This is a genomic window from Xanthomonas sp. LF02-5 (assembly GCF_034105325.1).
In the GTDB taxonomy this organism is placed as follows: domain Bacteria; phylum Pseudomonadota; class Gammaproteobacteria; order Xanthomonadales; family Xanthomonadaceae; genus Xanthomonas_A; species Xanthomonas_A sontii.
Map to the genome: position 1 here is coordinate 404,574 of NZ_JAXGGF010000005.1, position 24,935 is coordinate 429,508.

Genomic DNA, 24,935 nt, shown 5'->3' on the forward strand with positions numbered 1-24,935 from the left:
GCGCCTCTCCCGTCGAAGAATCCAACCTGCTTGAGGCAGCTCAGGCTGGCGCGCGCTTGGCCACGTGCATCACCTTCGGGGTCACGAAGATCAGCAATTCGGCCTTGGTCTTGTTGCGGCCACGCTTCTTGAACAGGTTGCCCAGGAACGGCACGTCGCCCAGGAACGGCACCTTGGAGATGCTGCTGCGGTCGTTGAACTCGTAGACACCGCCGATGACCACCGTCTGCCCATCGTCGACCAGCACCGCGGTGTTGATCTCGCGGCGGTTGATCTCGGGAATGGTGCCGTAGCCCTGCAGGACCACGAAACGCTCGACTTCGTCCTTCTTGACGCTCATGTTCAAGAACACACGATTGTCGTCGGTGATGGTCGGGGTCACCTTCAGCTCCAGCAACACTTCCTTGAACTGCACGTTCGGCGTGGGGGCAGCGCCAGCGGTGCCGCCGGTGATGGTGACGTAGCCGATCTCCTTGCCTTGCTTGATCACCGCCTCGCGCTGGTTGGAGGTCACGATGCGCGGATTGGAAATGACTTCGCCCCGCCCTTCTTCCTGCAATGCCGACAGCTGCAGATCCAGATTGAAGTTCTTGCCGAGCAGGGTGTAGGCAAGACTGGGCAGGGTCTGCGCGCTGGTGAAGGTCGGACCGCTCAGATCGACGTTGAGACCACGCGTATTGACGCCGCCGCCAGCCGCGTTGCTTCCGACCGTAGCGACATTGTCCCCATAGGTGCGCGTCGCGCCGACACCGAACTTGGCACCCAGATCGCGTGCGAAGGTATCGGTGGCGATGACGATGCGGCCCTCGATCAGCACCTGGTCGACCGGGCGGTCGATCACGTTGATCAGCTCGCGCATCTGCGCGACCTTCTTCGGGATGTCGCTGATCATCAGCGTGTTGGTGCGCTCGTCGGCGACGAGGCGCCCGCGCGGCGACAGGAAGCCATTGTCGTTCTGGCTGTTGCCGCTGCCACCACCACTTCCGCCGCCACCACCACCGCTGCCGCCGATGCCCTTGGCCTCGGTCAGCGCCTTGAAGATCGCCGTGGCGCTGTGATAGTTGATCTGCACGTAGTCGGTGATCAGGTCCTCGCGGTTCTCGATCGCGATGCGCGCGTCTTCCTTGTCCTGCTCGAACTTGGCCAGTTCCTGCTGCGGTGCGACCCAGATCACCTTGCCGTCGCGGCGCTTGTCCAGGCCCTTGGCGCGCAACACGATGTCCAGCGCCTGGTCCCAGGGCACATTGACCAAGCGCAGGGTGACGCTGCCCTGCACGGTGTCGGAGGCGACGATATTGAGATTGGACTCCTCGGCGATCAACTGCAGCACCGTGCGCACCGGCACGTCCTGGAAGTTGAAGGTCACCGGCTTGCCGCTGTAGCCGCGGGCCGCCACCTGCGCAGCGGCCTGGCTGACCGTGGTCGCGGTGACCGCGCCCACCGCCGGCGCGGCGGCGCGCGGGGTGATCTCGACCACGTACTCGTTGCCGGACTGGTAGGCCAGCGATTCGAACGCGCCATTGGTGTTCAGCACCAGCTCGGCGCCGCCCGCATAGGACTTGGCATCGATGCGCTGCACCGGCGTGGCGAAGTCGGTGACGTTGAGCGGACGCTGCAACTCCGGCGGCAGCGTGGCGTTGCCGACATCGACCACCACGCTGTTGCCCTGGGTGCGCAGGTCCGGGCTGGCGCCGGTGCCGTTGAAGGACAGGATCAGCCGCCCCGCACCGCCGTCGCCGCGCTTGAAGTCGATCTTCGACACCGTGAGCTTGGCCGGCGCCGCCGCAGGTGCGGGAGACGCGGCAACAGACGCGGCGGGCGGCGCCGCGCTGGCGACGACCGCATTCCCGAGCATCGCCGCCAACCCCAACGCGCATAGCCGCATCGTCGCGTGGCGCCGGATGGGGCGCAGGCTCAGGGCTTTGGAAAAAGTCATCGTGCTATCCCCATAATCAATCATTGATCGTCCAGCGCGACGGAGGCGGGACGTTCCAGCCAGCCGCCGGCGCCATCCGGCACCAGTTCAATCAAATCGATGCGATCCTCGTGCACCCCGGTCACGCGGCCATCGCTCTGCCCCATGTACACGCCCGGACGCACGCGATAGGTCACCTTGTCCGGCGCCATCACCAGCGCCACCTGGCCCGCGCCGCTGCCCAGCGTGCCGACCATGTTGAGGCTGTCCAGCGGGAACTGTTCCAGCGGTTCCTTGCGGCGGTTCGGGTCCGGGCGCAGGCCGCTGCTGCCGTCGGGACTGGCCCAGGCATCGCTGAACGGATCGCGCAGGCCCTGCGCCGCATACTCGAAGGTTTCGAACTGCTGCATCACCGGCAACGGCTCCAGCGGCTGCGCCGGTCGCGCGCGCACTTCCTTCACCCAGTTCTCCAGATTCGGCGCATCGCCCGGCGTGCTGGTGATGGTGCGGCCGCAAGCGCCAAGCACCAGCGCCAGCGCGCCCGCAACGAGAATCCTGACCACCCCATGTTGCCGGCTCATGCGCCACCGCCTTGATTGCCGGCCTTCTTCGCGGCCGCCGCGGCCTGTTCCTGGTCGGCCATTTCCTTGTCGTCCAGGTAGCGATAGGTCTTGACCGTACCGGACAGCTCCAGCTCGCCGCGCGCGGTGATGCCGTTGCTCTTGTCGCGCGGCTTCAGGTTGATGTCGTGCATGGTCAGGATCACCACCCGCGGCAGCGAGGCCACGCCACTGACGAAGGCGCCGAACTGGTGGTAGCTGCCGACCATGCGCAGGGCGATCGGCTTCTCCGCGTAGAACTCCTTCGGCGACTCCGGGCCCGGCTGGAACAACTCGTTGGTCAGGCCGCTGGACAGCGCGGTCTGCGAGATGTCGATGATCAGGTCAGGCATCTCGGTCTTGCTCGGCAGCTGCCGCAGCATCTGCTGCAGCACCTGCTCCATCTGCACCAGTTGCTGTTTCAGCGGCTGCAGGTTGACCGCACGGCTCTGCTCCTTCTCGAAGGAGGCGCGCAGTTCGGTTTCCTTCTGCTCCAGCGCCTGCAACTCGTCGCTCTTGCTGCTGATCAGCAGGAACCAGGACAGGGTCAGGATGAACAGGGTCACCAGCACGCAGAACACGATCTTGGCCTGCTGCGGCCAATTGCCGATGTTGTTGAAATCCAGCTCTTTGATGTTGAATTTCTTGCTCATGACGCCGGTCCCTGTTTCGCTGGCGTGGCGGCGGGTGCCGGCGCGGTGGCCGGCGCCGGTGCGGCAGGGCTGCCCGCGGCAGGTGCAGGCGCAGGAGCGCCCGGAGCCTGCGCCGGCGGCGTGCCAGGCGCGCCGCCCGCGGGGGCTGCGCCAGGTGTTCCGGGCGCAGCGGAACCCGCAGGTGTCGTCCCGGCGGCGGCCGGATCAGTGCTCTCACCCGGCACCGGCAGCTTGACCCGCAGCGTGAACACGTACGGCAGCGCCTTGGTATCGACGATCGGTCCCTTGGCTTCCTTCTCCTGGGCCTTGGCCTCGATCACCGTCAGCTCCGGATTGGTCATCCAGCCCGAGCCCTCGAGGTTGCGCATGTAGGTACTGACCCGCGCGTTGGACTGCGAGCGGCCCTCCAGGGTCAGCATGTCGCCTTCCTGCTTCACCGAGGTCAGCACCACGCCGTCGGGAATGGTCCGCACCAGCGAGTCGAACAGGTGCACCATCTGCGAGCGCTTGGCCTGCAGTTCCTCGATCACCTGCTTGCGCGCCAGCAGGCGGCGCTTCTTCTCGTCGAGGGTGTCGATTTCCTTGTTCTGCGCCTGGACCTTCTCGATCTCGGCCTGCAGATACGCGTTGCGCTCGTTCTGGCCGCTGATCTGCAGGTCGTAGTAGAACCAGATCAGCCCCGCCAGCAGCACCCCGGCGAACGCGGCCAGGCCAAGCATCGAATAGAACTCGCGTTCGCGCTGCTTGCGCCGTTCCGCCCGCCAGGGCAGCAGATTGATCTTCGCCATCAGTCGAAGCTCCTCAGCGCCAGGCCGGTGGCGATCATCAGCGCCGGCGCGTCCTGGGCCAGCGCATGCGCCTGCACCTTCGGCCCCAGGGTCATCTGCGCCAACGGGTTGGCGACCACCGTGGCCACGCCCAGTTGCTCCTCCACCATCTCCGGCAATCCGGCCAGGGCGGCGCAGCCGCCGGCCAGGACGATATGGTCGACGCGGTTGAATTCGCTGCCGGCATAGAAGAACTGCAGCAGGCGGCTGATCTGCTGCACCGTGGCTTCCTTGAACGGCTCCAGCACCTCGACCTCGTAGCTTTCCGGCAGCCCGCCCTGGCGCTTGGCCATGCCGGCTTCCTCGTAGGTCAGGCCGTAGCGGCGCATCACTTCGTCGGTCAGCTGCTTGCCGCCGAACACCTGCTCGCGGCTGTACAGGCTGCGCCCGCCACGCAGGACATTGAGGGTGGTCATGGTGGCGCCGATGTCAACCAGGGCGACGATGCCGTCGGCGGCCACCGGCAGCTCGCTGGCCACCAGCGCGAAGGCGTTCTCGACCGCGAAGGCCTCCACGTCCATCACCTTGGCCACCAGCCCGCCCAGCTCCAGGGCCGACTGGCGCAGTTCCACGTTCTCCGAGCGCGAGGCGGCCAGCAGTACCTGCACCATCTCGGGGTTGTTGGGGATGACGCCCAGCACCTCGAAATCCAGGTTCACTTCGTCGATCGGGTACGGGATGTAGTTCACCGCTTCCAGCTCGACCTGGGCTTCCAGCTCGCTCTCGTCCAGCTCGGCCGGCATCGGGATCACCTTGGTGATCACCGCCGAACCGGCCACGGCGGCCGCGGCATGCTTGGCGCGGGTACCGGACCGGGTCACGGCGCGGCGGATCGCCTCGCCCACCGCCTCGACCTCGACGATGTTCTTCTCGACCACGGCATTGGGCGGCAAGGGTTCGACGGCGTAATGCTCGACCCGGAACCGGTTGCCGTTACGCGAAAGCTGCAGCAGCTTGACCGCGGTCGAGCTGATGTCGATGCCGATCAGCGGCTGCTGACTCTTTGGGATAAGCCCCACGGATTTTCCCCTGCCGGCGGGCACTTGGACGCCAATGTTGCGCCAGCGCATTAATAACAAATTTTTTGCAATTGGCAACCGCCCGGTTGCATGTCGCGATCCGTGTCACGGCATGACCTGCGGCAGCAAACCCGTCGCATCCCCGGAACCGGCCCCAGCCGTTCCCCGGCGTACTCTATACTCTGCGCCCAAGAAATCTGCAATCGGAATCTCTCGCGATGCCCCGTTTTCGTCGTTGGCTGCGCTGGGCGCTGGTCTTGTTCGTCCTCCTTGGCCTGGTCGGCGCCGCCGTGGCAGGCGGGCTGTACTACGTCGTCTCCTCCAAGCTCCCGGACGTGCAGACCCTGCGCAAGGTCGAACTGCAGGAGCCGATGTACGTCTACTCCAGCGACGGCAAGCTGATGGCGCTGTTCGGCGAGACCCGGCGCTACCCCATTACCATGAAGGACGTGCCGGAGCGGCTGAAGCAGGCCTTCCTGGCCACCGAGGACGCCCGGTTCTATGAGCATGGCGGGGTCGACTACAAGGGCATCGCGCGCGCGGTGTGGCTGCTGGCCACCACCAACGACAAGCGCGTGCCGGGCGGCTCCACCATCACCCAGCAGGTGGCCCGCCAGTTCTTCCTGAGCTCGGAATACAGCTATACCCGCAAGCTGGCGGAGATCCTGCTGGCGCGCAAGATCGAGGCCGAGCTGACCAAGGACGAGATCTTCGAGCTGTATCTCAACAAGAGCTTCTTCGGCAACCGCGCCTACGGCGTCGCCGCCGCCGCCGAGTACTACTACGGCAAGAAGCTCAACGAGCTGAGCCTGGACGAGATGGCCTCGCTGGCCGGCATCCCCAAGTTCCCCTCCAGCGGCAACCCGATCAGCAACCCCGAGCGCGCCAAGCAGCGCCGCGACAACTATGTGCTCAGCCGCATGGCCGCGCTGGGCTTCATCACCCCGGCCGAGGCTGAGGCGGCCAAGGCGGTGCCGATGCACGCCGCGCCGCACGAGCGCCCGGTCGAGGTCGAGGCCCCGTACGTGGCCGAGCTGGTGCGCCAGGAAATGATCGCGCGCTTCGGCGGCGACGTGCTGGACAAGGGCTACCACGTCTACACCAGCATCGATGCGACCCTGCAGGCTGCCGCCAACCATGCGGTGCGCCAGGGCCTGGTCGTCTACGATCGTCGCCATGGCTGGCATGGCGTCGAGAAGCACTTCGACGTCCCCGCCACTGCCGATGCGGCGGCGCTGGCCAGCCATCTGAGCGGCATCTACGCGCAAGGCGGGATGCTGCCCAGCATCGTCGCCGGCACCGGCAGCGACGGCAGCGCCACCGTGGTGCTCGCCAACAAGACCGAGCTGGTGCTGCCGGTGGCCGCCAGCCGCTGGACCGGGCGCAGCCCCGCCACCCTGCTCAAGCGCGGCGACCTGGTGCGCATCCAGGAAGGCGACAAGCCGGGCGAATGGGAGATCACCCAGATCCCGCGCGGCCAGGCCGCGCTGGTGTCGCTGGACGCCAACAACGGCGCGCTGCGCGCCATGGTCGGCGGCTTCAGCTACGCCGGCAACAAGTTCAACCGCGCCACCCAGGCGCGCCGCCAGCCAGGCTCCAGCTTCAAGCCGTTCCTGTACGCGGCCTCGTTCGAGAAGGGCTTCAACCCGGCCTCGATCGTGCTCGACGCACCGGTGGTGTTCCGCGACCGCCGCGGCAAGACCTGGTCGCCGCAGAACGACGGCGGCGGCTTCCGCGGCCCGATGCGCCTGCGCGAGGCGCTGGTGCAGTCGCGCAACCTGGTCTCGGTGCGCCTGCTGGACGCCATCGGCGTGGACTTCGCGCGCAAGTACATCAGCCAGTTCGGCTTCCAGGAAGCCGAGCTGCCGCCGAACCTGTCGATGTCGCTGGGCACCGCCTCGCTGACCCCGCTGTCGGTGGCGCGCGGTTATACCGTGTTCGCCAACGGCGGCTCGCTGGTCAACACCTGGATCATCGACAAGGTCACCGACCGCGACGGCAATGTCCTGTTCCAGGAACATCCGCTGACCGCCTGCCGCAGCTGCGGCAGCGTCGGCGGCAACGCCGCGCCGGTCAGCCAGGTGGTGGACGGCTTCAACTTCGGCGCGGCCACGCCGCCGCCGGCGGCCAAGCCGGCAGAGCCCGCAGCCACGGCGGCTGCCGCCGAGAAGCCCGCCGACCCCGAGGCCAAGGTGGCGCCGCGCGCGATCGACGAGCGCACCGCCTATCAATTGGTGTCGATGATGCGCGACGTGGTCCAGCGCGGCACCGGCACCGCCGCCAAGGTGCTCGGCCGCGAGGACGTGGGCGGCAAGACCGGCTCGACCAACGACCATCGCGACGCCTGGTTCTCCGGCTTCGGCGGCCCGTACGTGACCACCGTGTGGGTCGGTCGCGACGACTACCGCTCGCTCGGCTACCGCGAATACGGCGGCAAGGCGGCGCTGCCGATCTGGATCGACTACATGCGGGTCGCGCTGAAGGATCAGCCGATCGCCCGCAACGATCCGCCGGGCGGTATGGTCCAGGTCAGCCTCAACGGCGCCACGGAATGGGTCAAGACCGAGGACATGGACCGCATCCAGCAGTTCGACGAAAGCCTGCAGGACCAGAAGACCGACGACGCGGCATTCGACATCTTCTGATCGCGTCGCGTTCCCCCGCCCCGGCGCTCGCCGGGGCAGTTCCCGCCGGGCGCGCCTCGCCCGGCGGACGCCGCCTCAGGCAGCGGCGCCGGCTACACCCGAATTTCGCAAGGCTGCGGTACAGTCGGGGCAGGCTTTGAGGGGAGGCGCACCATGCACCACGCTCGGCAACACGCCCGGACCCGCACGCACGAACGCCGCCGCCGGCTGGCGCATGAAGCCGCCCGGCTGATGGCCGAAGGCGGCATCCGCGATTTCCACCAGGCCAAGCTCAAGGCCGCCGACCGGCTCGGCATCCACGACGACGCCTCGCTGCCACGCAACAGCGAGATCGAGGACGCCCTGCGCGAATACCAGCGGCTATTCGCCGGCCCCGACCATGCCGGCGAATTGCGCCGGCGCCGCGAGGCGGCGCTGCGCGCGATGGACTTCCTGCACGCCTTCGCGCCACGCCTGGCCGGACCGGTGCACGACGGTACCGCCGACGCCAACAGTCCGGTGCAGTTGCACCTGCACAGCGACGACACCGAGGCGGTGGCACGTTTTCTCGAAGAACACCGGATCCCGGCCGAACTGCGCAGCCGCCGCCTGCGCCTGGACCGCGAGCGCAGCGAGGACTTCCCGGTGTGGCTGTTCACCGCCGAGGAGCTGACCTTCGACCTGACCGTGCTGCCCTACGACGCGCTGCGCCAGGCGCCGCTGTCGCAGGTGGACGAAAAGCCGATGCGGCGCGCCTCGATGCCGCAACTGCGGCAACTGCTGACCGAGCAGGACATCGCCGACTACCAGTCGGGCTGAGCGGACCGCCGCGTCAGGATGCCGCGTGCGCCACGCAGCTGGCTGGCGCCCCGTGTCGCGGCCCGCAGTGGGCACGACAGGCTGCTGCCAATCTGCCTCCCCGCTTCGGCCCCGCCACAAACGAAGAACGCCCCGCGAGGCGGGGCGTTCGGGACAGCCTTGACGGCGATCGATCAGCGCTTGTCGGCGCTGGTGTAGTCGCGCTTGTCGTAGCCGGTGTAGATCTGGCGCGGACGGCCGATCTTCATTTCCGGGTCGACCTGCTGCTCCAGCCAATGCGAGACCCAGCCGGCGGTACGGGCAATGGCGAACATCACGGTGAACATCTCCACCGGGATGTTCAGCGCCTTGTAGATGATGCCCGAGTAGAAGTCGACGTTCGGGTACAGCTTGCGCTGCACGAAGTAGTCGTCCTTCAGCGCGGCCTCTTCCAGCTTCAGCGCCACTTCCAGCAGCGGGTCGTTGACGCCCAGCTCGCCCAGCACCTTGTGGGTCATCTCGCGGATGATCTTCGCGCGCGGGTCGAAGTTCTTGTACACGCGGTGACCGAAGCCCATCAGGCGGAAGCTCGAGTTCTTGTCCTTGGCCTTGGCCACGGCGCTCTCGACGTTGTCGGCGGTGCCGATCTCTTCCAGCATCTTCAGCACGGCTTCGTTGGCGCCGCCGTGCGCCGGGCCCCACAGCGCGGTGATGCCGGCGGCGACCGAGGCGTACGGGTTGGCGCCGGTGGAACCGACCAGACGCACGGTCGAGGTCGAGGCGTTCTGCTCGTGGTCGGCGTGCAGGATGAACAGCAGGTCCAGGGCCTTGGCCACGACCGGATTCATCTGCAGTTGCTCGCTCGGCACCTCGAACATCATGTGCAGGAAGCGCTCGACGTAGCCGAGGTTGTTGCGCGGGTAACGGATCGGCCAACCGATGGAGTAGCGGTAGGCGGCGGCGGCGATGGTCGGCACCTTGGCGATCAGACGGATCGCGGCCAGGCGGCGCTGCTCCGGATCGTTGAGGTCGAGGGTGTCGTGGTAGAACGCCGACAGCGAGGCCACGCTACCGGCCAGCATCGCCATCGGGTGCGCGTCGTGGCGGAAGCCGCCGAGGAAGTTCTTCAGCGACTCGTGCATCATCGTGTGATGCGTCACTTCGTGGTCGAACTTCTTGAATTCGTCGGCGGTGGGCAGCTCGCCGTTCATCAGCAGGTAGGCCACTTCGAGGAAGTTGGACTTCTCGGCCAACTGCTCGATCGGGTAGCCGCGATACAGCAGCACGCCGTTGTCGCCGTCGATGTAGGTGATCGCCGACTTGCAGCTGGCGGTCGCGGTGAAGCCCGAGTCGTAGGTGAAGAGACCGGTCTCCTTGGTCAACTTGGAGATGTCGACGCAATCGTTGCCCAGGGTGGGCTTGAGTACCGGAAGAACGACCGACTTGTCGCCGGCGTTCAACGTGACCTGATCAAGATCGGACACAGTGTGCGCTCCTCGATGGAAGGCGCCTGTCCGATTACGTTGCGAACAGACGCGTGAAGGAAGTCCACGGCAATCGCCACGGATCGCGCCATTATCGCACAGCAGCATTTGCGTCGTCGCTCACCACCCGCGTTGCACGATGGCGGCAGGAAAGCGACACAGCGTTGCATCCTCGCCGCACTTTCACGGAAGGATGACACCGGCGCGTCAACGCCGGGAAGACAGGATGTGGCGGATAGCAAAACGGCCGCGCAAGCGGCCGTCGCTTTACATCCGTTCGACGGTTCCGATCAGCGCGCGTAGCGCTTCTGGAACTTGTCGATGCGGCCGCTGGTGTCGATGACCTTGTGCTTGCCCGTGTAGAACGGGTGCGAAGCCGAGGAGATTTCGACCTTGATCAACGGATACTCTTCGCCGTCCTCCCACTTGACCGTCTCTTTGGAGGACATGGTCGAACGGGTCAGGATCTTGAAATCGGAGGTGACATCGTGGAACACGACGTCGCGGTACTGGGGATGGATGTCGGCCTTCATGGGCTCGCACCGTAGGTGGCTGCTGGACAAGAGGGAAACTATAACAGCCCTGCCGTCCTGCACGCAACGTTTACGTGATGGCAAGTGAGGCGACGGCTCGCGGGCTGTCCTACCACGGGGGTCCCGCCCGGAACCGGGCGGGACCGCCAGGCTCAGCCGGCGCCGACCGCCGCGCGGGCCAGGCCCAGAAAGCGGGCGTGGTCGTAGCGGATGAGCATGGTTGCGTTGTCCGGCAGGCCCAGCTGGCGGTTCCAGTCGACCAGGGTGGCGCCGCGGGTGTGCACCCCGGACAGCTCGATCTGCATCGGCCGCGACTGCACCTCCTCGGCGCCGTCGGGCTGCAGCGCCCAGGCCATCGCCAGCGCGTCGGCGGCATACCAGTGCTCGCCGCGTGCGTCTTCCGACCACAGCCGGGTCTTGCGCGAGATCAGCTCGTAGAAGCGCGCCTTGGGCGCATCCACCGCCAGCCACTGCTCGACCTCGCGGTGCGGCAGGCCGTGCGCCACGGTCGCCTCCCAATCCGCCACTTCGATGTGCGGGAACGCCTTGAACACGATGTGCGCGGCTTCCGGGTCGAAGGCGATGTTGAACTCGGCGGCCGGGGTGATGTTGCCGTGGCAGGTGATCGCCCCGCCCATCACCAGGAAGCGGCCGACGCGCTGCGGCAGGGTCGGGTCCAGCTTCAGCGCCAGCGCGATATTGGTCAGCGGCCCCAGTGCGACCAGCAGCAGGCGCCCGGCGTACTGGTGCGACAGGCGCAGGATCGCCAGCGCGGCATGCTCGGCCTCGGCGCCGCGCGCAGCCGGCGGCAGGTCGACGTCACCGAAACCGTCCTGGCCATGCACGTGCCCGGCGTCCACCGACGGGTGCAGCAGCGGATCGGCGCAGCCGGCGAACACCGGCACATCCTCGCGCCCGGCCACTTCGCACAGTTTCAGCGCGTTGCGCACGGTGTGGCGCAGGCCGACGTTACCGGCGGCGATGGTCAGCCCGACCACCTCGTGGCGCGGATCGGCGAACGCCATCAGCAGCGCCAGCGCGTCGTCCACGCCGGGGTCGGTATCGATCAACAGGGGAATCTTGTCGCTCATGCGTCGCTTCGCTCGTCCATTCGGCCGCCGAGTCTGGCACTGCGGCGCAGGCATGGGAAGAAGACGGGATTGGGGAGTCGGGATGACCAGCCATTCGGCTGTTGAAAGCAGGGATTCGCAAAAGCAACGCCACCGCTGTTTGTCGTAGGGGCGGCCGCTTTTTACGAATCCCCGCTTTCAACAGCCGAATGGCTGGTCATCCCCAATGCCGAATCCCCGCCCCTCACGCCCCGGCGAACCGCACCGCCCCACCGACCCAGCGCGCGACGATGCGGTCTGCCAGGACCGGCGCTTCCTCCAGCAGCCGGTCGGCCAGGGCGTGCACGCGCGGCAGCAGGCCGGCGTCGCGGGCCAGGTCGGCCACGCGGAACGCGGCCAGGCCGGTCTGGCGGGTGCCGAGCAGTTCGCCGGGACCGCGCAGTTCCAGATCCTTCTCGGCGATGACGAAGCCGTCGTTGGTCTGGCGCATGGTTTCCAGACGCTGCCGCGCCATCGCCGACAGCGGCGCCTGGTACATGAGCACGCAGCTCGACGCCGCCGCGCCGCGCCCGACCCGCCCGCGCAACTGGTGCAGCTGCGCCAGGCCCAGGCGTTCGGCGTTCTCGATGATCATCAGCGAGGCGTTGGGCACGTCCACGCCGACCTCGATGACGGTGGTGGCGACCAGCAGGTCGATCTCGCCCTGCTTGAACGCGCGCATCGCCGCCTGCTTCTCCGCCGGCTTCATGCGTCCGTGGACCAGGCCCACGCGCAGTTCCGGCAACTGCGCCGACAACGCTTCGAAGGTGGCCTGCGCGGCGCTGGCCTCGAGCCGGTTGCCAGCACCGCCGCCCTGCGCGGACTTCTCGTTGTCCTCGGCCTCTTCGATCAGGGTGCAGACCCAGTAGGCCTGGCGGCCTTCGGCGCAGGCCACGCGGATGCGCTGCACCAGCTCGGGACGACGCTCGGCGTTGAGCACGATGGTCTGCACCGGCGTGCGCCCCGGCGGCAGTTCGTCGATCGAGGAGACGTCCAGATCGGCATAGGCGGCCATCGCCAGGGTGCGCGGGATCGGCGTGGCGGTCATCACCAGCTGATGCGGCACGCCTGCGCCGGAAGCGCCCTTGTCGCGCAGCGCCAGGCGCTGGTGCACGCCGAAGCGGTGCTGCTCGTCGACGATGGCCAGGGCCAGGTCGTGGAAGCGCACCGCCTCCTGCATCAGCGCGTGCGTGCCGACCACCACCTGCGCCTCGCCCGAGGCGATCTGCGCCAGGGTCGCGCTGCGCGCCTTGCCGGTGACCTTGCCGGCCAGCCAGGCCACGCGCACGCCCAGCGGCTCCAGCCAACCGCGCAGGTTGGCCAGATGCTGTTCGGCGAGCAGTTCGGTGGGCGCCGCCAGCGCCGCCTGCTTGCGCTTGTCCACTGCCAGCATCGCTGCCAGCGCGGCGACCACGGTCTTGCCGCTGCCGACGTCGCCCTGCACCAGCCGCAGCATCGGCGCCGGCCGCTCCAGGTCGGCGCGGATCTGCGCGAACACGCGTTGCTGCGCACCGGTCAGTTGGAACGGCAGCGACTGCTGCAGGCGCTTGGCCAGCAGCCCGCGGCCGCGCAGCGACGGCGCCGGCTGGCACTGCATGGCGATGCGCTGGCGGCGCAGGCTCAGGTGATGCGCGAGCAGTTCCTCCAGCGCCAGGCGCTGCTGCGCCGGATGCAGGCCGGCGGCGAGCGCGGCCAGGTCGGCCTGCGGCGGCGGCCGGTGCGCGACCAGCAACGCACTGCGCAGCGACGGCAGGCCAAGTTCGCTCAGCAGCGACGCCGGCAGCAGTTCCAGTGCCGCCTCCTCCGGCAGCCGGTCCAGCGCCTGGCCGATCAGCCGGCGCACGGTCGCCGGACCGACGCCCTCCACCGCCGGGTACACCGGATCCAGGCGATCGCCCAGCGCCGCATCGTCGCCCTCGCCGAGGATCTGGTAGCTGGGATGCACGAACTCCAGCCCGTGCTGGCCCGGCTTGGGCGTGCCGAAGGCGCGCAAGCGCGCGCCGACCGCGAACTGCGCCGCCTGCGCGGCACGGAACTGGAAGAAGCGCAGCACCAGGGTGCCGCGCGACTCATCGGCCACTGCCACGCGCAGCATCGGCCGGTAGCGGAAGCCGCGGTCCACCGCCTGCACCCGCCCCTCGACCTGCGCCGGCACGCCCGGCTGCAGCGCCGCCACCGTGGTCAGGCGGGTGCGGTCCTCATAGCGCAGCGGCAGGTGCAGCCACAGGTCCTGCAGGGTGGACAGACCGCGCGCGGCGAATTTCTCCGCCAGCTTGGGACCGACGCCGGGCAGCGTGGTCAGCGGCACCTCGCCTGCCGCCGACAGCGCCGGCGCCGGAACCTGCACGCGCGGCACGGCGGGAGATCAGTCCAGCACCATCACCGCGTCCACTTCGAAGCCCGCGCCCTTGGGCAGCGCCGAGACTTCGATGGTGGAACGCGCGGGGAACGGCGCCTGGAAGTAGTCCTGCATCACCGCATTGACCTGCGCGAACTGCGCCAGGTCGGTGAGGTACAGCCCCAGGCGCACGATGCGATCCAGCGAGCCGCCGGCCGCCTCGGCCACCGCCTGCAGGTTGTCGAACGCGCGGCGCGCCTGCGCGGCGATGTCGCCGGCGACGATCTCGCCGGTGGCCGGATCCAGCGGGATCTGCCCGGAGAAGTACACAGTGTTGCCGGCGCGCACGGCTTGCGAATACGGGCCGATCGCGGCCGGTGCACGGTCGGTATGGATGATCTGGCGGGACATGGCGACTCCGTTGGAAGAATGTCCGCCTAGTTTAGCTGGCGTGCGTGGTTGGGGATTGGGGATTGGGGATTGGGGAGCATGACCGAGACAGGATCGCGACCAAGCGTTCTTTCGCAGGCGTCGACCGTCATGCAGCCGCGTTGGCAGGCGGCGCGGACGATGCCCGATCACGTGCACTGGCACGAAGCCCCAGTCCATTCCTTGTGGGAGCGGCTTCAGCCGCGACGAGTGAAGCAGAAAGCCGCCCGACACCATCACGCGTCGGGACTGAAGTCCCTCCCACAAGAACTCCCGACCCATTCCGCCCGGCACCGCCTACTGGCGGCGCACGCTCTGCACCGCATTCAAGCGCCGCAGCCGGCGCATCACTTCGGCCAGGTGGTTACGGTCGCGCACCTGGATGTTGAAGCGCAGCACCGCGGCGTTGAAGTCGCGGTCCAGGTAGTCGACGCGCTCGATGTTGGACTGGCTCTGCGCGATCGCCGCGGCCAGCTGCGCCAGCACGCCGGTGCGGTTCTCCACGTCCACCACCAGCGCGGTGTCGTAGTCGCCGATGACGCTGGTATCCCAGCCGATCGGCACCCAGCGCTCGGGCGACTTGCGCAGTTCGGCCAGGTTCGGACAGTCCAGGCGATGCACCACGATGCCCTTGCCGGCGGTGTGGTAGCCCATGATCTCGTCGCCGGGAATCGGCTGGCAGCAGTTGGCGAAGCTGACCACGCCGCGCTCGGTGCCGTTGATCAGGATCTTTTCCTGCGAGTGCTTGGAATGCCCGCCGCCGCGCAGTTCGGCATACGCCATCAGCGCCTGCGCGGCCTGGTTGGGCATCCAGTTGCCCAACGCCACGTCGGCCAGCAGCGCCTCCAGGCGCGGGTAGCGGTGCTCGCTGAGGAACGAATCCAGGCGCCCCTTGGGCAGCCGCTCCAGCGAGCTGTCCATCGCCTCCAGTGCGCGATCGAGCATGCGATGACCGAGCTGCACCGCGTCCTCGTGTTCGAGCTGCTTGAGCTGGTGGCGGATCGCGGTGCGCGCCTTGCTGCTGACCACGAACTCCAGCCACTGCGGCTTGGGCGTGGCCGAGCGCGCAGTGATCACTTCCACCGTCTGTCCACTGACCAGCTTGGTGCGCAGCGGCACCAGCTTCTTGTCCACGCGCGAGGCCACCGCGCGGTTGCCGACGTCGGTGTGCACCGCATAGGCGAAGTCCAGCGCGGTGGAATTGCGCGGCAGCGCCAGGATCTTGCCCTTGGGCGTGAACAGGTAGACCTCGTCCGGAAACAGGTCGACCTTGACGTTGTCCAGGAACTCCAGCGACGAGCCGGCGGCGCGCTGCGATTCGATCAGCTCGACGATCCACGCATGCGCGCGACTCTGCGCGCTGTTGGGCGAATCGCCGCCGAACTTGTAGGTCCAGTGCGCGGCGACGCCGCGTTCGGCGATCAGGTCCATTTCCTCGGTGCGGATCTGCACCTCGATCGGCGAGCCGTAGGGCCCGAACAGCACCGTATGCAGCGACTGGTAGCCGTTGGCCTTGGGTATGGCGATGAAGTCGCGGAAGCGCGCATCCAGCGGCTTGAAGGTGGCATGCACCGCGCCGAGGGCGTGGTAGCAGTCGGGCACGCCGCGCACCACCAGGCGGAAGCCGAACACATCCATCACCTGGTCGAAGGATTTGTTCTCGTCGCGCATCTTGTTGTAGATGCTCCACGGCGTCTTGATCCGGCTCACCAGCCGGTGCTCCAGCCCTTCCTTGGCCAGACGCTGCGACAACTGCACTTCCACCTGCGCCATCGACTCGCGGCGCACCACCGGCTGGCTGCGGATGTGTTTTTCGATGATCGCGTGCCGCCACGGATGCAGCGCACGGAAGCCGAGGTTCTGCAGCTCGGACTTCATCAGGCTCATGCCCAGGCGCTGGGCGATCGGCGCGTAGATCTCCAGGGTCTCGCGGGCGATGCGGCTGCGCGCCTCGGCGCTCTGTGCGCCCAGCGTGCGCATGTTGTGCAGGCGGTCGGCGAGCTTGATCATGATCACGCGCAGGTCGCGCGACATCGCCAGCAGCATCTTGCGGAAACTTTCGGCGGCCGCTTCCTGGCGGTCGCGGAACTTGAGCTTGTCCAGCTTGGTGACGCCGTCGACCAGTTCCGCCACCGCCTCGCCGAACTCGGCGGCCAGCTCGGCGCGGGTCAGCGGCGTGTCTTCGATGGTGTCGTGCAGGATCGCCGCGATCAGTGCCTCCACGTCCAGGCCCAGTTCGGCCAGCACCCCGGCCACCGCCACCGGATGGGTGATGTAGGGCTCGCCGGACTTGCGGGTCTGCCCCGCGTGCGCGGCCGCACCGACCTCCCAGGCGCGGCGCAGCAGCGGGATCTGCTCGGGCGGCAGATAGCTGGCGCTGCGTTCGAGCTGCAGGACGTAGTCGGGGACCGCCTCGTCGGCCGACGATGGCGCGGCGTGGGCGACCTGGGCAGAAGGGCCTGGGTTCATGCGGAAAGACTATGCCAGCGGCGCGTGGACGGCAAACCCGCAAAACGAAACAGCCCGCGGATGCGGGCTGTTCGCAGGACGATCGCGACGCGGGACGCGATCAGTCGTCGTTCTTGGACATGTCCTCGTCGGCCACCACTTCGGCCGCGGCCCATTCCAGGGCTTCACGCTCGGCGCGCTCGCGCTCGGCCTTCTCGACCTCGTCGATCAGCGCGTTGTCGATCTTGCGCGCGGCGATCTCGCGCAGCGCCAGCACGGTCGGCTTGTCGGCCGACTCGGTGTTGTCGAGGGTGGCCTGCACGCCGTTGGCGAGCTGGCGGGCGCGCTTGGACGCCATCATGACCAGTTCGAAACGGTTGTTAACGACTTCCAGGCAATCTTCTACGGTGATGCGGGCCATGCGGGCTCCCGGCGGGCCGGCGGCGGCCACGCGTTCGAATGAGGGAAAGGGCGGGGATTGTAGGGCGACAACCGCCCGAGATCAACCCCACCCCATTCAGTTCCCTTTGGAATCAGCCAGTTGGCTGTTCCTGCAGGAGGGTATCGATCAGCGCGGCATGGCGCTGCTGCTGCTGCGGCCGGCGCAGGCGGCTGGCGACGAAGATCGCGCACATCTCGTCCACCGCGGTGTCGAAATGCTCGTTGACGATCACGTAGTCGAAGTCGGCGTAGTGCGACATCTCCTCGCGCGCGGCGGCCAGCCGCTGCGCGATCACCGCCTCGCTGTCCTGGCCGCGCTTGCGCATGCGCTGCTCCAGGGCCTCGCGCGACGGCGGCAGGATGAACACGCTGACCGCGTCCGGCACCTTGGCCCGCACCTGGCGCGCGCCCTGCCAGTCGATCTCCAGCAGCACGTCGTGGCCGGCGGCCAGCTGCGGCTCCACCGACTGCCGCGCGGTGCCCTTCCAGTCGCCGTGCACGCGGGCGTACTCGAAGAAGTCGCCGGCATCGATCATCCGCTGGAACTCGTCGGCGGAGACGAAATGGTAGTGCTCCGCGTGGCGTTCGCCCGGCCGCGGCGCGCGCGAGGTGAACGAGATCGACAGCGCGATCTGCGGGTCGCGCGCCAGAGTGGCGTTGACGATGCTGCTCTTGCCGGCGCCGGACGGGGCCGCCACGATGTAGAGAGTGCCGCGCATAGGGTCAGGGATTCGGGATTGGGGAGTCGGGATTCGCGAACGGGGCCGCGGGCCGATACCCACGGGGTCGATATGCTACCCGGTATGGACGTGACCCGCCCGGCACTCGGAATCCGCCTTCCCAATCCCCAATCTCGACTCCCGCCATCCCGGCTATTCCAGGTTCTGCACCTGCTCGCGGATCTGGTCGATCAGCACCTTCAGTTCCACCGCGGCGTTGGAGGTGCGGCTGTCCACCGACTTCGAGCCCAGGGTGTTGGCCTCGCGGTTGAACTCCTGCAGCAGGAAGTCCAGGCGCCGGCCGGCCGGTTCCGGCTGGCGCAGGACGCGGCGCAGTTCCTTGATATGGCTGCCGAGCCGGTCCAGTTCCTCGTCCACATCGAGCTTCTGCAGCCACAGCACCAGTTCCTGCTCGGCGCGGCCGGGATCGACCGGATGCGGCAGATCGGCCAGGCGCGCCGCCAGCTTGGCGCGCTGGCCGTCGCGGATGGCGGGGATCAGCGTGCGCACCTCGCCGGCGATGCGTTCCACCGCATCGACGCGCTCGACGATGGCCGCGGCCAGCTTGCCGCCCTCGCGCTCGCGCGCGGCGACGAACTCGGCCAACACCTCGTCCAGCAGTTCCAGCGCCTGCGCCTGCAGCGCCGCCGGATCGGCCGTCTGCCCCTGCAGCACGCCGGGCAGCTGCAGCAGGTCGACGAACTGCACCTGCATCTGCGGGAAACGCACTCCCAGCCGTTGCGCAAGCACACCCAGCTGCTCGACCAGGGCCTCGTTCACCGCCAGGGTCTGCGCTGCCTCCGGCGCGCGCAGGCGCAGCATCAGGTCGAGCTTGCCGCGGCTGATCCGCGCGGCGACGCGTTCGCGCAGTTGCGGCTCCAGCGCGCGCAGTTCTTCCGGCAGGCGGACGCCGACTTCCAGGAAACGGTGGTTGACCGAGCGCAGCTCGCATCCCAGCGTGCCCCAGGGAGTGATGCGCTCGGCGCCGGCATAGGCGGTCATGCTGCGGATCATGCGGTGTTCCGGTGCGGACAGGGGGCGAATGTTAACCTAGCGCCCTTTCCTGCCTCACCGACGCGGTCACAGGCCGCGCACGGCCCCGCCCTTCCCGGAACCCCTGCATGTCCTTCTCCCGTCCCAGCGGCCGCACGGCCGATCAGTTGCGCCCGGTCCGCATCGAACGCGCCTTCACCCGCCACGCCGAAGGCTCGGTCCTGGTCAGCTTCGGCGACACCCGCGTGCTGTGCAACGCCAGCGTCGAGAACCGCGTGCCGGGCTTCTTGCGCGGCAAGGGCGAAGGCTGGGTCACCGCCGAATACGGCATGCTGCCGCGCGCCACCCACTCGCGTTCCGATCGCGAAGCCGCGCGCGGCAAGCAGGGCGGACGCACGCTGGAGATCCAGCGTCTGATCGGCCGCGCGCTGCGCGCCTGCGTCGACCGCACGGCGCTGGGCGAGCGCACCATCACCCTGGACTGCGACGTGCTGCAGGCCGACGGCGGTACCCGCACCGCCGCCATCACCGGCGCCTACGTGGCCCTGGTGGATGCGGTGAACTGGCTGCAGAAGCGCGGCGACCTGAAGAAGCCGGTAGTGCTGGGCGCGGTCGCCGCGGTCTCGGTCGGCGTGTACCGCGGCGTGCCGGTGCTGGACCTGGACTACGCCGAGGACAGCGACTGCGACACCGACATGAACGTGGTGATGAACGATGGCGGCGGCTTCATCGAGCTGCAGGGCACCGCCGAGGGCCACGCCTTCCGCCGCGACGAACTGGACGCGCTGCTCGGCCTGGCCGAGCGCGGCATCGGCGACCTGCTGGCGGCACAGCGCGCCGCCCTGGCGCAATGAACCGGCGCCTGGCCCTGGTCACCCTGGTGGTGGCCGACTACGACGAGGCCATCGCCTGGTACACCGGCAAGCTGGGCTTCCAGGTGCTGGAGGACGTGGACCAGGGCCACAAGCGCTGGGTCGTGGTCGGGCCCGGCGATGCGCGCGGCGCGGCGCTGCTGCTGGCGCGCGCCAGCGACGACGCGCAGCACAGCCGCATCGGCGACCAGACCGGGGGCCGCGTCGGCTTCTTCCTGCACACCGACGACTTCCAGCGCGACCATGCGGCGATGCTGGCCGCCGGTGTGGAATTCCTGGAAGCCCCTCGCCACGAACCCTACGCCACGGTCGCGGTGTTCCGCGATCTGTACGGCAACACCTGGGATCTGCTGGAGCCCATCGCATGAAACTGGTCCTGGCCAGCAGCAACGCCGGCAAACTCGAAGAACTGCATGCCCTGCTCGACGACGTCGGGGTCGAACTGATCGCGCAATCCACGCTCGGCGTCAGCGATGCCGACGAGACCGGCCTGACCTTTGTCGAGAACGCGCTGCTCAAGGCGCGCCACGCCGCGCGCGTGACTGGGTTGCCGGCGCTGGCCGACGACTCCGGCATCTGCGTGGATGCGCTGCACGGCGCGCCGGGCCTGTATTCGGCGCGCTACGCCGGCGAGCACGGCAATGCGCAGGCCAACATCGACAAGCTGCTGGACGCGCTGCGCGATGTCCCCGACGCGCAGCGCGGCGCGCATTTCTACTGCGTGCTGGTGCTGCTGCGGCATGCCGAGGATCCGCAACCGCTGCTGGTGGAAGGGCGCTGGCGCGGCCGCATCGCGCATGCGCGTGCCGGCACCGGCGGGCATGGCTACGACCCGGTGTTCCTGGATCCGGACCACGGCCAGACCGCCGCCGAGATGCCGCTGGCGCTGAAGAACCGCATCAGCCACCGCGCCCTCGCCCTGCAACAGCTCAAGCAGCGCCTGGCGGACCATCTTGCGGCGCATCCCGCCGAGTGACCGCACCGCGCGCAGGCACCGGGCCAGTCAGGACACCGCGGCGCGCGCAGACTGCCCTGCGCCGCTGCGCCAAGCCCTGAACCCTCCGGCGCCCGCACCGCCCGCATCTCCGTTTCCAGATTCCCGCCCGCCATGCCGCACGCCCACGACCATTGCCAGCATCCGCCCGGCACCGCCTGCCCGGATCCGTCCGCGCACGCCGACACCCCGACGCTGGTGCCGCCACCGCTGTCGCTCTACGTGCACCTGCCCTGGTGCGTGCGCAAATGCCCGTACTGCGATTTCAATTCGCATGCGGCCAAGGGCGCGCTGCCGTTCGACGCCTATGTGGATGCGCTGATCCGCGACCTGGACCAGGACCTGCCGCTGGTCTGGGGCCGCGTGGTCAACAGCGTGTTCTTCGGCGGCGGCACGCCCAGCCTGTTTCCGCCCGAGGCGATCGATCGCTTCCTGCAGGCGGCCAGCGCCCGGCTGCGCTTCGCGCCGGGCCTGGAGATCACCCTGGAGACCAACCCCGGCACCGCCGAGCATGGCCGCTTCGACCGCTACCTGGCGGCCGGGGTGAATCGCCTGAGCTTCGGCATCCAGAGCTTCGACGACGCGGCCCTGCAGCGGCTGGGCCGCATCCACGACGGCGCCGAGGCCGAGCGTGCGGTGAAGCTGGCGCAGGACGCCGGCTATGCCAATGTCAACCTGGACCTGATGTACGCGCTGCCGCAGCAGACCCTGGCCGAGGCCGAGCGCGACATCGCGCAGGCGCTGGCGCTGCAGCCGACCCACCTGAGCCACTACCAGCTCACACTGGAACCGAACACCGTGTTCGCCGCGCGACCGCCGCAGGGCATCCCCGAAGACGACGACGCCTGGGACATGCAGGAGCGCTGCCAGGCGCTGCTGGCCGAGGCCGGCTTCGCACAGTACGAAGTCAGCGCTTACGCCCGCGCCGGTTACCGCTGCGCGCACAACCTCAACTACTGGACCTTCGGCGACTATCTCGGCATCGGTGCCGGCGCGCACGGCAAGATCAGCTCCGGCGCCGAACAGAACATCCTGCGCCGCTGGAAGCACAAGCATCCACAGGCGTTCCTGGACGCGGCGGGGACGCCGGCGGCGATCGGCGGCGACGAGTGGATCGCGCCTGAGCGGCGCCCGTTCGAGTACATGCTCAACGCCCTGCGCCTCAACGACGGCTTCGCGCTGCGCGACTTCAGCGCGCGCACCGGCCTGCCGCTGCAGGCGATCGCCCCGGCCCTGGCCACCGCACAGGCCCGCGACTGGCTGCGGGTGGACGCCGGCCACGCGGTCCCGACCGAGCTGGGACGGCGGTTCACCAACGACGTGATCGCCCTGTTCCTGCCCTGAGCCGCGCCGCCCGCCTTGGTTGCGGCGGCGGATCGTGCTACATACCGCGCAGAAAAGTATAACGGCGATCACAGGATGCCCCTGTCTGCGACCATGTCGGCCCCGCCAGCGACGCTTGCCAGCGCCGCCCTGCCGGCGCGCGTGCGCGACATCCTGCAGGCCTTGAACAGCCTGCTGTGGCAGGCCCTGGAGCTGCCGCTGCAGGCGACCCTGGACGAGCTGGAGCAGGACTTGCTCGAGCAGGCCGGGCGCGCCCGCAATGGCCAGGTGCAACAGGACCTGTTCCAGGAGGCGCAACGCGTGCGCACGCAGCGCGGGCGCCTGGCGCCGTTCTACCAGGCGCAGCTGGAAGCCGGGCTTGCCAGGATCCGCAGCCCCTTGGCGACGGCCGCTGCGCCGCGAGTAGCCAAGGCAGGTGCCGCGCAGATGCTGACCCTGGTCGCCGACGTGGATATCGACCGCGACATCGTGCTGCACGAGATCGCCCGCCGCGAGGCGATCCGCTGCAATATCCCGCTGCAGTTGCTCGGCCAGCGCTTCGGCGTGCTGGCGGCGCGGCCCGCCTTCGAGATCGAGCAACTGCCGCTGGGACCGCACGCGCTGTGCCGGCTGCTGCGCACCGCCGGCGAAGCGTTGGGCCTTGGCCTGGACACGCAATTGGCGCTGTATCGCGCCTTCGAACAGCAGGTGCTGGCGCGCTACGGCGAGATGGTGGAACGGGCCAATGTCCTGCTGACCCACGCTGGGGTGCTGCCCGGCCTGATCTATCTGCCCTACGTGGCGCGCAGCACCAATGTCGACCCGGGCACGCGGCGCGCGGCGCGCATGCCCGGCGCCGCGGCGCCGCCCCCTGCCGGCAGCGCCCCCCGCGGGAACGCCAGCGCTCCTGGTCAAGCCGCACCCGCCATGGGCGTGCCGCCGGGGCCTGCCGCGACGGCACCGCTGCCGCCAGCGGGCGCGGCGGCCGGCGCCGCGGAATCGGCCGCCAGCGGCCCGGACCTGGCCACCCTGCGCCAGTTGCTGACCGCGGCGCGCGCCAAGGCCGTGCCCGCCGCGGCGGCGCCCACGACTGAGACCGCCGGTGCCGCCGCGCTCCCGGCGCGGCCGGCGAGCGCCGCCGGTGCGGCCCCGGTGCCGACCGCCAGCCTGCTGGAGGCCTTGGGCGAACTGCAGGCGCAGCCGCCGGCCCACAGCACCCTGGGCGGGCTGCGCGGACGCCGCCACCTGCGCGACGTGCAGACCGCCTTGTTGCAGGCGCTGCGCGCCACCCACGGCGCGCAGGCGACTCTGGCAGCGCAGCAGGCCGACACCTTCGACCTGCTCGGCCTGCTGTACGGCGAGATCGAGCGCGAGGTACGCCCCGACGCGCCGGCCGCGGCGCTGCTGGAACGCCTGCAGGTGCCGCTGGTGCGCGCCGCGCTGCAGGATCCGGCGTTCTTCGCGCGCAGCCGGCACCCGGCGCGGGAACTGCTCAATGCCGTCGCCGAATCCGGCGCCACCTGGCTGGGCGAAGAGGACAGCGATCCGACGCTGCTGCTCAAGCTCAACCAGGCCGTGGACCGCGTGATCGAGGAGTACGAAGGCGACGAGACCGTCTTCGAGCAGGCCCACCAGGAGATCCAGGCGCAGCAGCGCAGCCTGGCGCACAAGGCCGAGATCGCCGAGCGCCGGCACGTCGAGGCCGCGCGCGGCAAGGAACGGCTGGAGCTGGCCAAGCAGACCGCGACCGCCACCCTGGAGGCGCTGTGCAGCGCCCGGCAACCGCCGGGTTTCGTGCAGACCCTGCTGCAGCAGGCCTGGTCCGACGTGCTGGTGCTGACCCTGCTGCGTCAGGGCGAGGACTCGGAGACCTGGCGCGAGCGCATCGGCCTGGCCGAGCGCATCGCCGAGGTCACCTGCCGCAGCGAGGGCGCCTCCGATGCCGCCCTGGCCGAGCGCGTGGGCCAGGCGCTGCTGCAGGTGGGCTACCACCAGCAGGAAGCCGAGGCCATCGCTCGTCGCCTGTCCACGCCCGGCGGCACCGACGCCACCACCTCGCGCACCGAACTCAGCGTGCGGCTGAAGGCGCGCACCCGCCTCGGCGAGCAGGGCGAGGACGGCGAGCGCCCCTCGCTGCCGCCGCGCAACGAGGCCGAACAGGCCGCGTATGCGCGGTTGCGCACGCTGCCGTTCGGCACCTGGTTCGAATTCGTCGTCAACCAACAAGGCGACCTGAAGCGGCAACGCCTGTCCTGGTACAGCCCGATCACCGAGCGTGCGTTGTTCGTCAACCAGCGCGGGCAGAAGGCCGCCGAACACACGCTCGACGGATTGGCGCGGCTGCTGGCGCAGGCACAGGCGCGCATCGTCAGCGAGGACCGCGCCCGCCTGATCGACCGCGCCTGGCAGGCCGCGGTGCGCGCGCTGCGCACCCTGGCCGGCGTTCCAGCCGCCGACGACGCCATGGAGGGCGCATGAGCGCAGACGCTCGCCGATCGCCGCGCCTCCAGGTTCCGGACATGGTGCCGGTGCTGGACCTGATGGAAGACGCCGTGGTCGGCCGCCTCGGCAACGTCTCCGAACACGGCATGCTGCTGCTCGCCTCGGCACAGCTGCACGAGGACGCGCTGTACCAGTTGCGCTTCGCGATACCGCACGCCGACCGCGACGTGCAGATCGATATCGGCGCGCACCTGTTGTGGAGCGAACCCTCGCACGCACCGGGCCAGGCCTGGGCCGGCTTCCGCTTCCTGACCATTTCCCCTGCGCACCGCGACCTGCTGCGGCAGTGGATCAACGCTGCGACCGGCGGCTAGC

At 69.0% G+C, this 24,935-nt stretch carries 22 protein-coding genes; 8 read left to right on the top strand and 14 right to left on the bottom strand.

Going from position 1 to position 24,935, the window contains the following annotated elements; genetic code table 11:
* Positions 1–40: 40 nt before the first annotated feature.
* Genes SLW52_RS15420 through SLW52_RS15440 form a run of 5 tightly spaced genes read right to left on the bottom strand, consistent with a single transcriptional unit; the run spans position 41 to position 5,013 of the window.
* Positions 41–1,936: a type IV pilus secretin PilQ family protein gene (locus SLW52_RS15420; protein WP_320740528.1), complete on the bottom strand. Its 1,896-nt coding sequence runs from the start codon at positions 1,934–1,936 to the stop codon at positions 41–43.
* 20 nt (positions 1,937–1,956) lie between these two features.
* A complete protein-coding gene (locus SLW52_RS15425; protein WP_320740527.1) occupies positions 1,957–2,496 on the bottom strand; it encodes a pilus assembly protein PilP in 540 nt (179 codons plus the stop codon).
* The gene (locus SLW52_RS15430) at positions 2,493–3,167 is read right to left on the bottom strand and encodes a type 4a pilus biogenesis protein PilO (protein WP_320740526.1); all 675 of its coding nucleotides are present in this window, start codon (positions 3,165–3,167) and stop codon (positions 2,493–2,495) included. The genes SLW52_RS15425 and SLW52_RS15430 overlap by 4 nt, the downstream gene beginning before the upstream one ends.
* Entirely contained in the window at positions 3,164–3,955 is a 792-nt protein-coding gene (locus SLW52_RS15435; RefSeq protein WP_152181018.1) for a PilN domain-containing protein, read from the bottom strand. The genes SLW52_RS15430 and SLW52_RS15435 overlap by 4 nt, the downstream gene beginning before the upstream one ends.
* Positions 3,955–5,013: a pilus assembly protein PilM gene (locus tag SLW52_RS15440; RefSeq protein ID WP_017908825.1), complete on the bottom strand. Its 1,059-nt coding sequence runs from the start codon at positions 5,011–5,013 to the stop codon at positions 3,955–3,957. Before SLW52_RS15440 ends, SLW52_RS15435 begins: the two co-directional genes overlap by 1 nt.
* A 218-nt stretch (positions 5,014–5,231) precedes the next feature.
* Here SLW52_RS15440 and SLW52_RS15445 point away from each other — a divergent pair, with 218 nt between their 5' ends.
* Both SLW52_RS15445 and SLW52_RS15450 read left to right on the top strand, forming a co-directional pair.
* A complete protein-coding gene (locus SLW52_RS15445) occupies positions 5,232–7,658 on the top strand; it encodes a penicillin-binding protein 1A (protein WP_152236125.1) in 2,427 nt (808 codons plus the stop codon).
* Between the two features lie 153 nt (positions 7,659–7,811).
* On the top strand, positions 7,812–8,456 hold the full coding sequence (locus tag SLW52_RS15450; RefSeq protein ID WP_017909856.1) for a hypothetical protein: 645 nt from the start codon (positions 7,812–7,814) through the stop codon (positions 8,454–8,456).
* Between the two features lie 173 nt (positions 8,457–8,629).
* On the opposite strand, the gene SLW52_RS15455 is transcribed toward SLW52_RS15450, so the two are convergent.
* From SLW52_RS15455 to SLW52_RS15495, 9 genes are all read right to left on the bottom strand, one after another.
* Positions 8,630–9,919, bottom strand: coding sequence for a citrate synthase (locus tag SLW52_RS15455; RefSeq protein WP_152236123.1), 1,290 nt, complete (start codon positions 9,917–9,919; stop codon positions 8,630–8,632).
* Positions 9,920–10,209: 290 nt separating this feature from the next.
* On the bottom strand, positions 10,210–10,452 hold the full coding sequence (locus SLW52_RS15460) for a type B 50S ribosomal protein L31 (RefSeq protein WP_010341537.1): 243 nt from the start codon (positions 10,450–10,452) through the stop codon (positions 10,210–10,212).
* A gap of 152 nt (positions 10,453–10,604) precedes the next feature.
* On the bottom strand, positions 10,605–11,543 hold the full coding sequence (locus SLW52_RS15465) for a nucleoside hydrolase (protein WP_017914112.1): 939 nt from the start codon (positions 11,541–11,543) through the stop codon (positions 10,605–10,607).
* Positions 11,544–11,766: 223 nt separating this feature from the next.
* Complete coding sequence (gene recG, locus SLW52_RS15470) at positions 11,767–13,917, bottom strand: ATP-dependent DNA helicase RecG (protein ID WP_295945424.1); 2,151 nt, start codon at positions 13,915–13,917, stop codon at positions 11,767–11,769.
* A gap of 9 nt (positions 13,918–13,926) precedes the next feature.
* A complete protein-coding gene (locus tag SLW52_RS15475; protein WP_010341827.1) occupies positions 13,927–14,310 on the bottom strand; it encodes a RidA family protein in 384 nt (127 codons plus the stop codon).
* Positions 14,311–14,625: 315 nt separating this feature from the next.
* Entirely contained in the window at positions 14,626–16,797 is a 2,172-nt protein-coding gene (locus SLW52_RS15480) for a bifunctional (p)ppGpp synthetase/guanosine-3',5'-bis(diphosphate) 3'-pyrophosphohydrolase (RefSeq protein ID WP_017909851.1), read from the bottom strand.
* A 100-nt stretch (positions 16,798–16,897) separates the two neighbouring features.
* Positions 16,898–17,197: a DNA-directed RNA polymerase subunit omega gene (gene rpoZ, locus SLW52_RS15485; protein ID WP_010343101.1), complete on the bottom strand. Its 300-nt coding sequence runs from the start codon at positions 17,195–17,197 to the stop codon at positions 16,898–16,900.
* Between the two features lie 112 nt (positions 17,198–17,309).
* On the bottom strand, positions 17,310–17,936 hold the full coding sequence (gene gmk, locus SLW52_RS15490; RefSeq protein ID WP_017909850.1) for a guanylate kinase: 627 nt from the start codon (positions 17,934–17,936) through the stop codon (positions 17,310–17,312).
* 153 nt (positions 17,937–18,089) lie between these two features.
* The gene (locus SLW52_RS15495) at positions 18,090–18,950 is read right to left on the bottom strand and encodes a YicC/YloC family endoribonuclease (RefSeq protein WP_043094881.1); all 861 of its coding nucleotides are present in this window, start codon (positions 18,948–18,950) and stop codon (positions 18,090–18,092) included.
* 107 nt (positions 18,951–19,057) lie between these two features.
* Here SLW52_RS15495 and rph point away from each other — a divergent pair, with 107 nt between their 5' ends.
* From rph to SLW52_RS15525, 6 genes are all read left to right on the top strand, one after another.
* Complete coding sequence (rph, locus tag SLW52_RS15500; RefSeq protein WP_254460551.1) at positions 19,058–19,783, top strand: ribonuclease PH; 726 nt, start codon at positions 19,058–19,060, stop codon at positions 19,781–19,783.
* Positions 19,780–20,169, top strand: a complete 390-nt coding sequence (locus tag SLW52_RS15505) for a VOC family protein (RefSeq protein WP_267122075.1) — start codon at positions 19,780–19,782, stop codon at positions 20,167–20,169. The genes rph and SLW52_RS15505 overlap by 4 nt, the downstream gene beginning before the upstream one ends.
* On the top strand, positions 20,166–20,777 hold the full coding sequence (gene rdgB / locus SLW52_RS15510; protein ID WP_152239995.1) for an RdgB/HAM1 family non-canonical purine NTP pyrophosphatase: 612 nt from the start codon (positions 20,166–20,168) through the stop codon (positions 20,775–20,777). The genes SLW52_RS15505 and rdgB overlap by 4 nt, the downstream gene beginning before the upstream one ends.
* A 132-nt stretch (positions 20,778–20,909) precedes the next feature.
* On the top strand, positions 20,910–22,139 hold the full coding sequence (hemW, locus tag SLW52_RS15515) for a radical SAM family heme chaperone HemW (RefSeq protein WP_043094877.1): 1,230 nt from the start codon (positions 20,910–20,912) through the stop codon (positions 22,137–22,139).
* Between the two features lie 75 nt (positions 22,140–22,214).
* Positions 22,215–24,596, top strand: a complete 2,382-nt coding sequence (locus tag SLW52_RS15520) for a DUF1631 domain-containing protein (RefSeq protein ID WP_320740525.1) — start codon at positions 22,215–22,217, stop codon at positions 24,594–24,596.
* Positions 24,593–24,934: a PilZ domain-containing protein gene (locus tag SLW52_RS15525; protein ID WP_267117558.1), complete on the top strand. Its 342-nt coding sequence runs from the start codon at positions 24,593–24,595 to the stop codon at positions 24,932–24,934. Before SLW52_RS15520 ends, SLW52_RS15525 begins: the two co-directional genes overlap by 4 nt.
* Position 24,935: the final 1 nt, after the last annotated feature.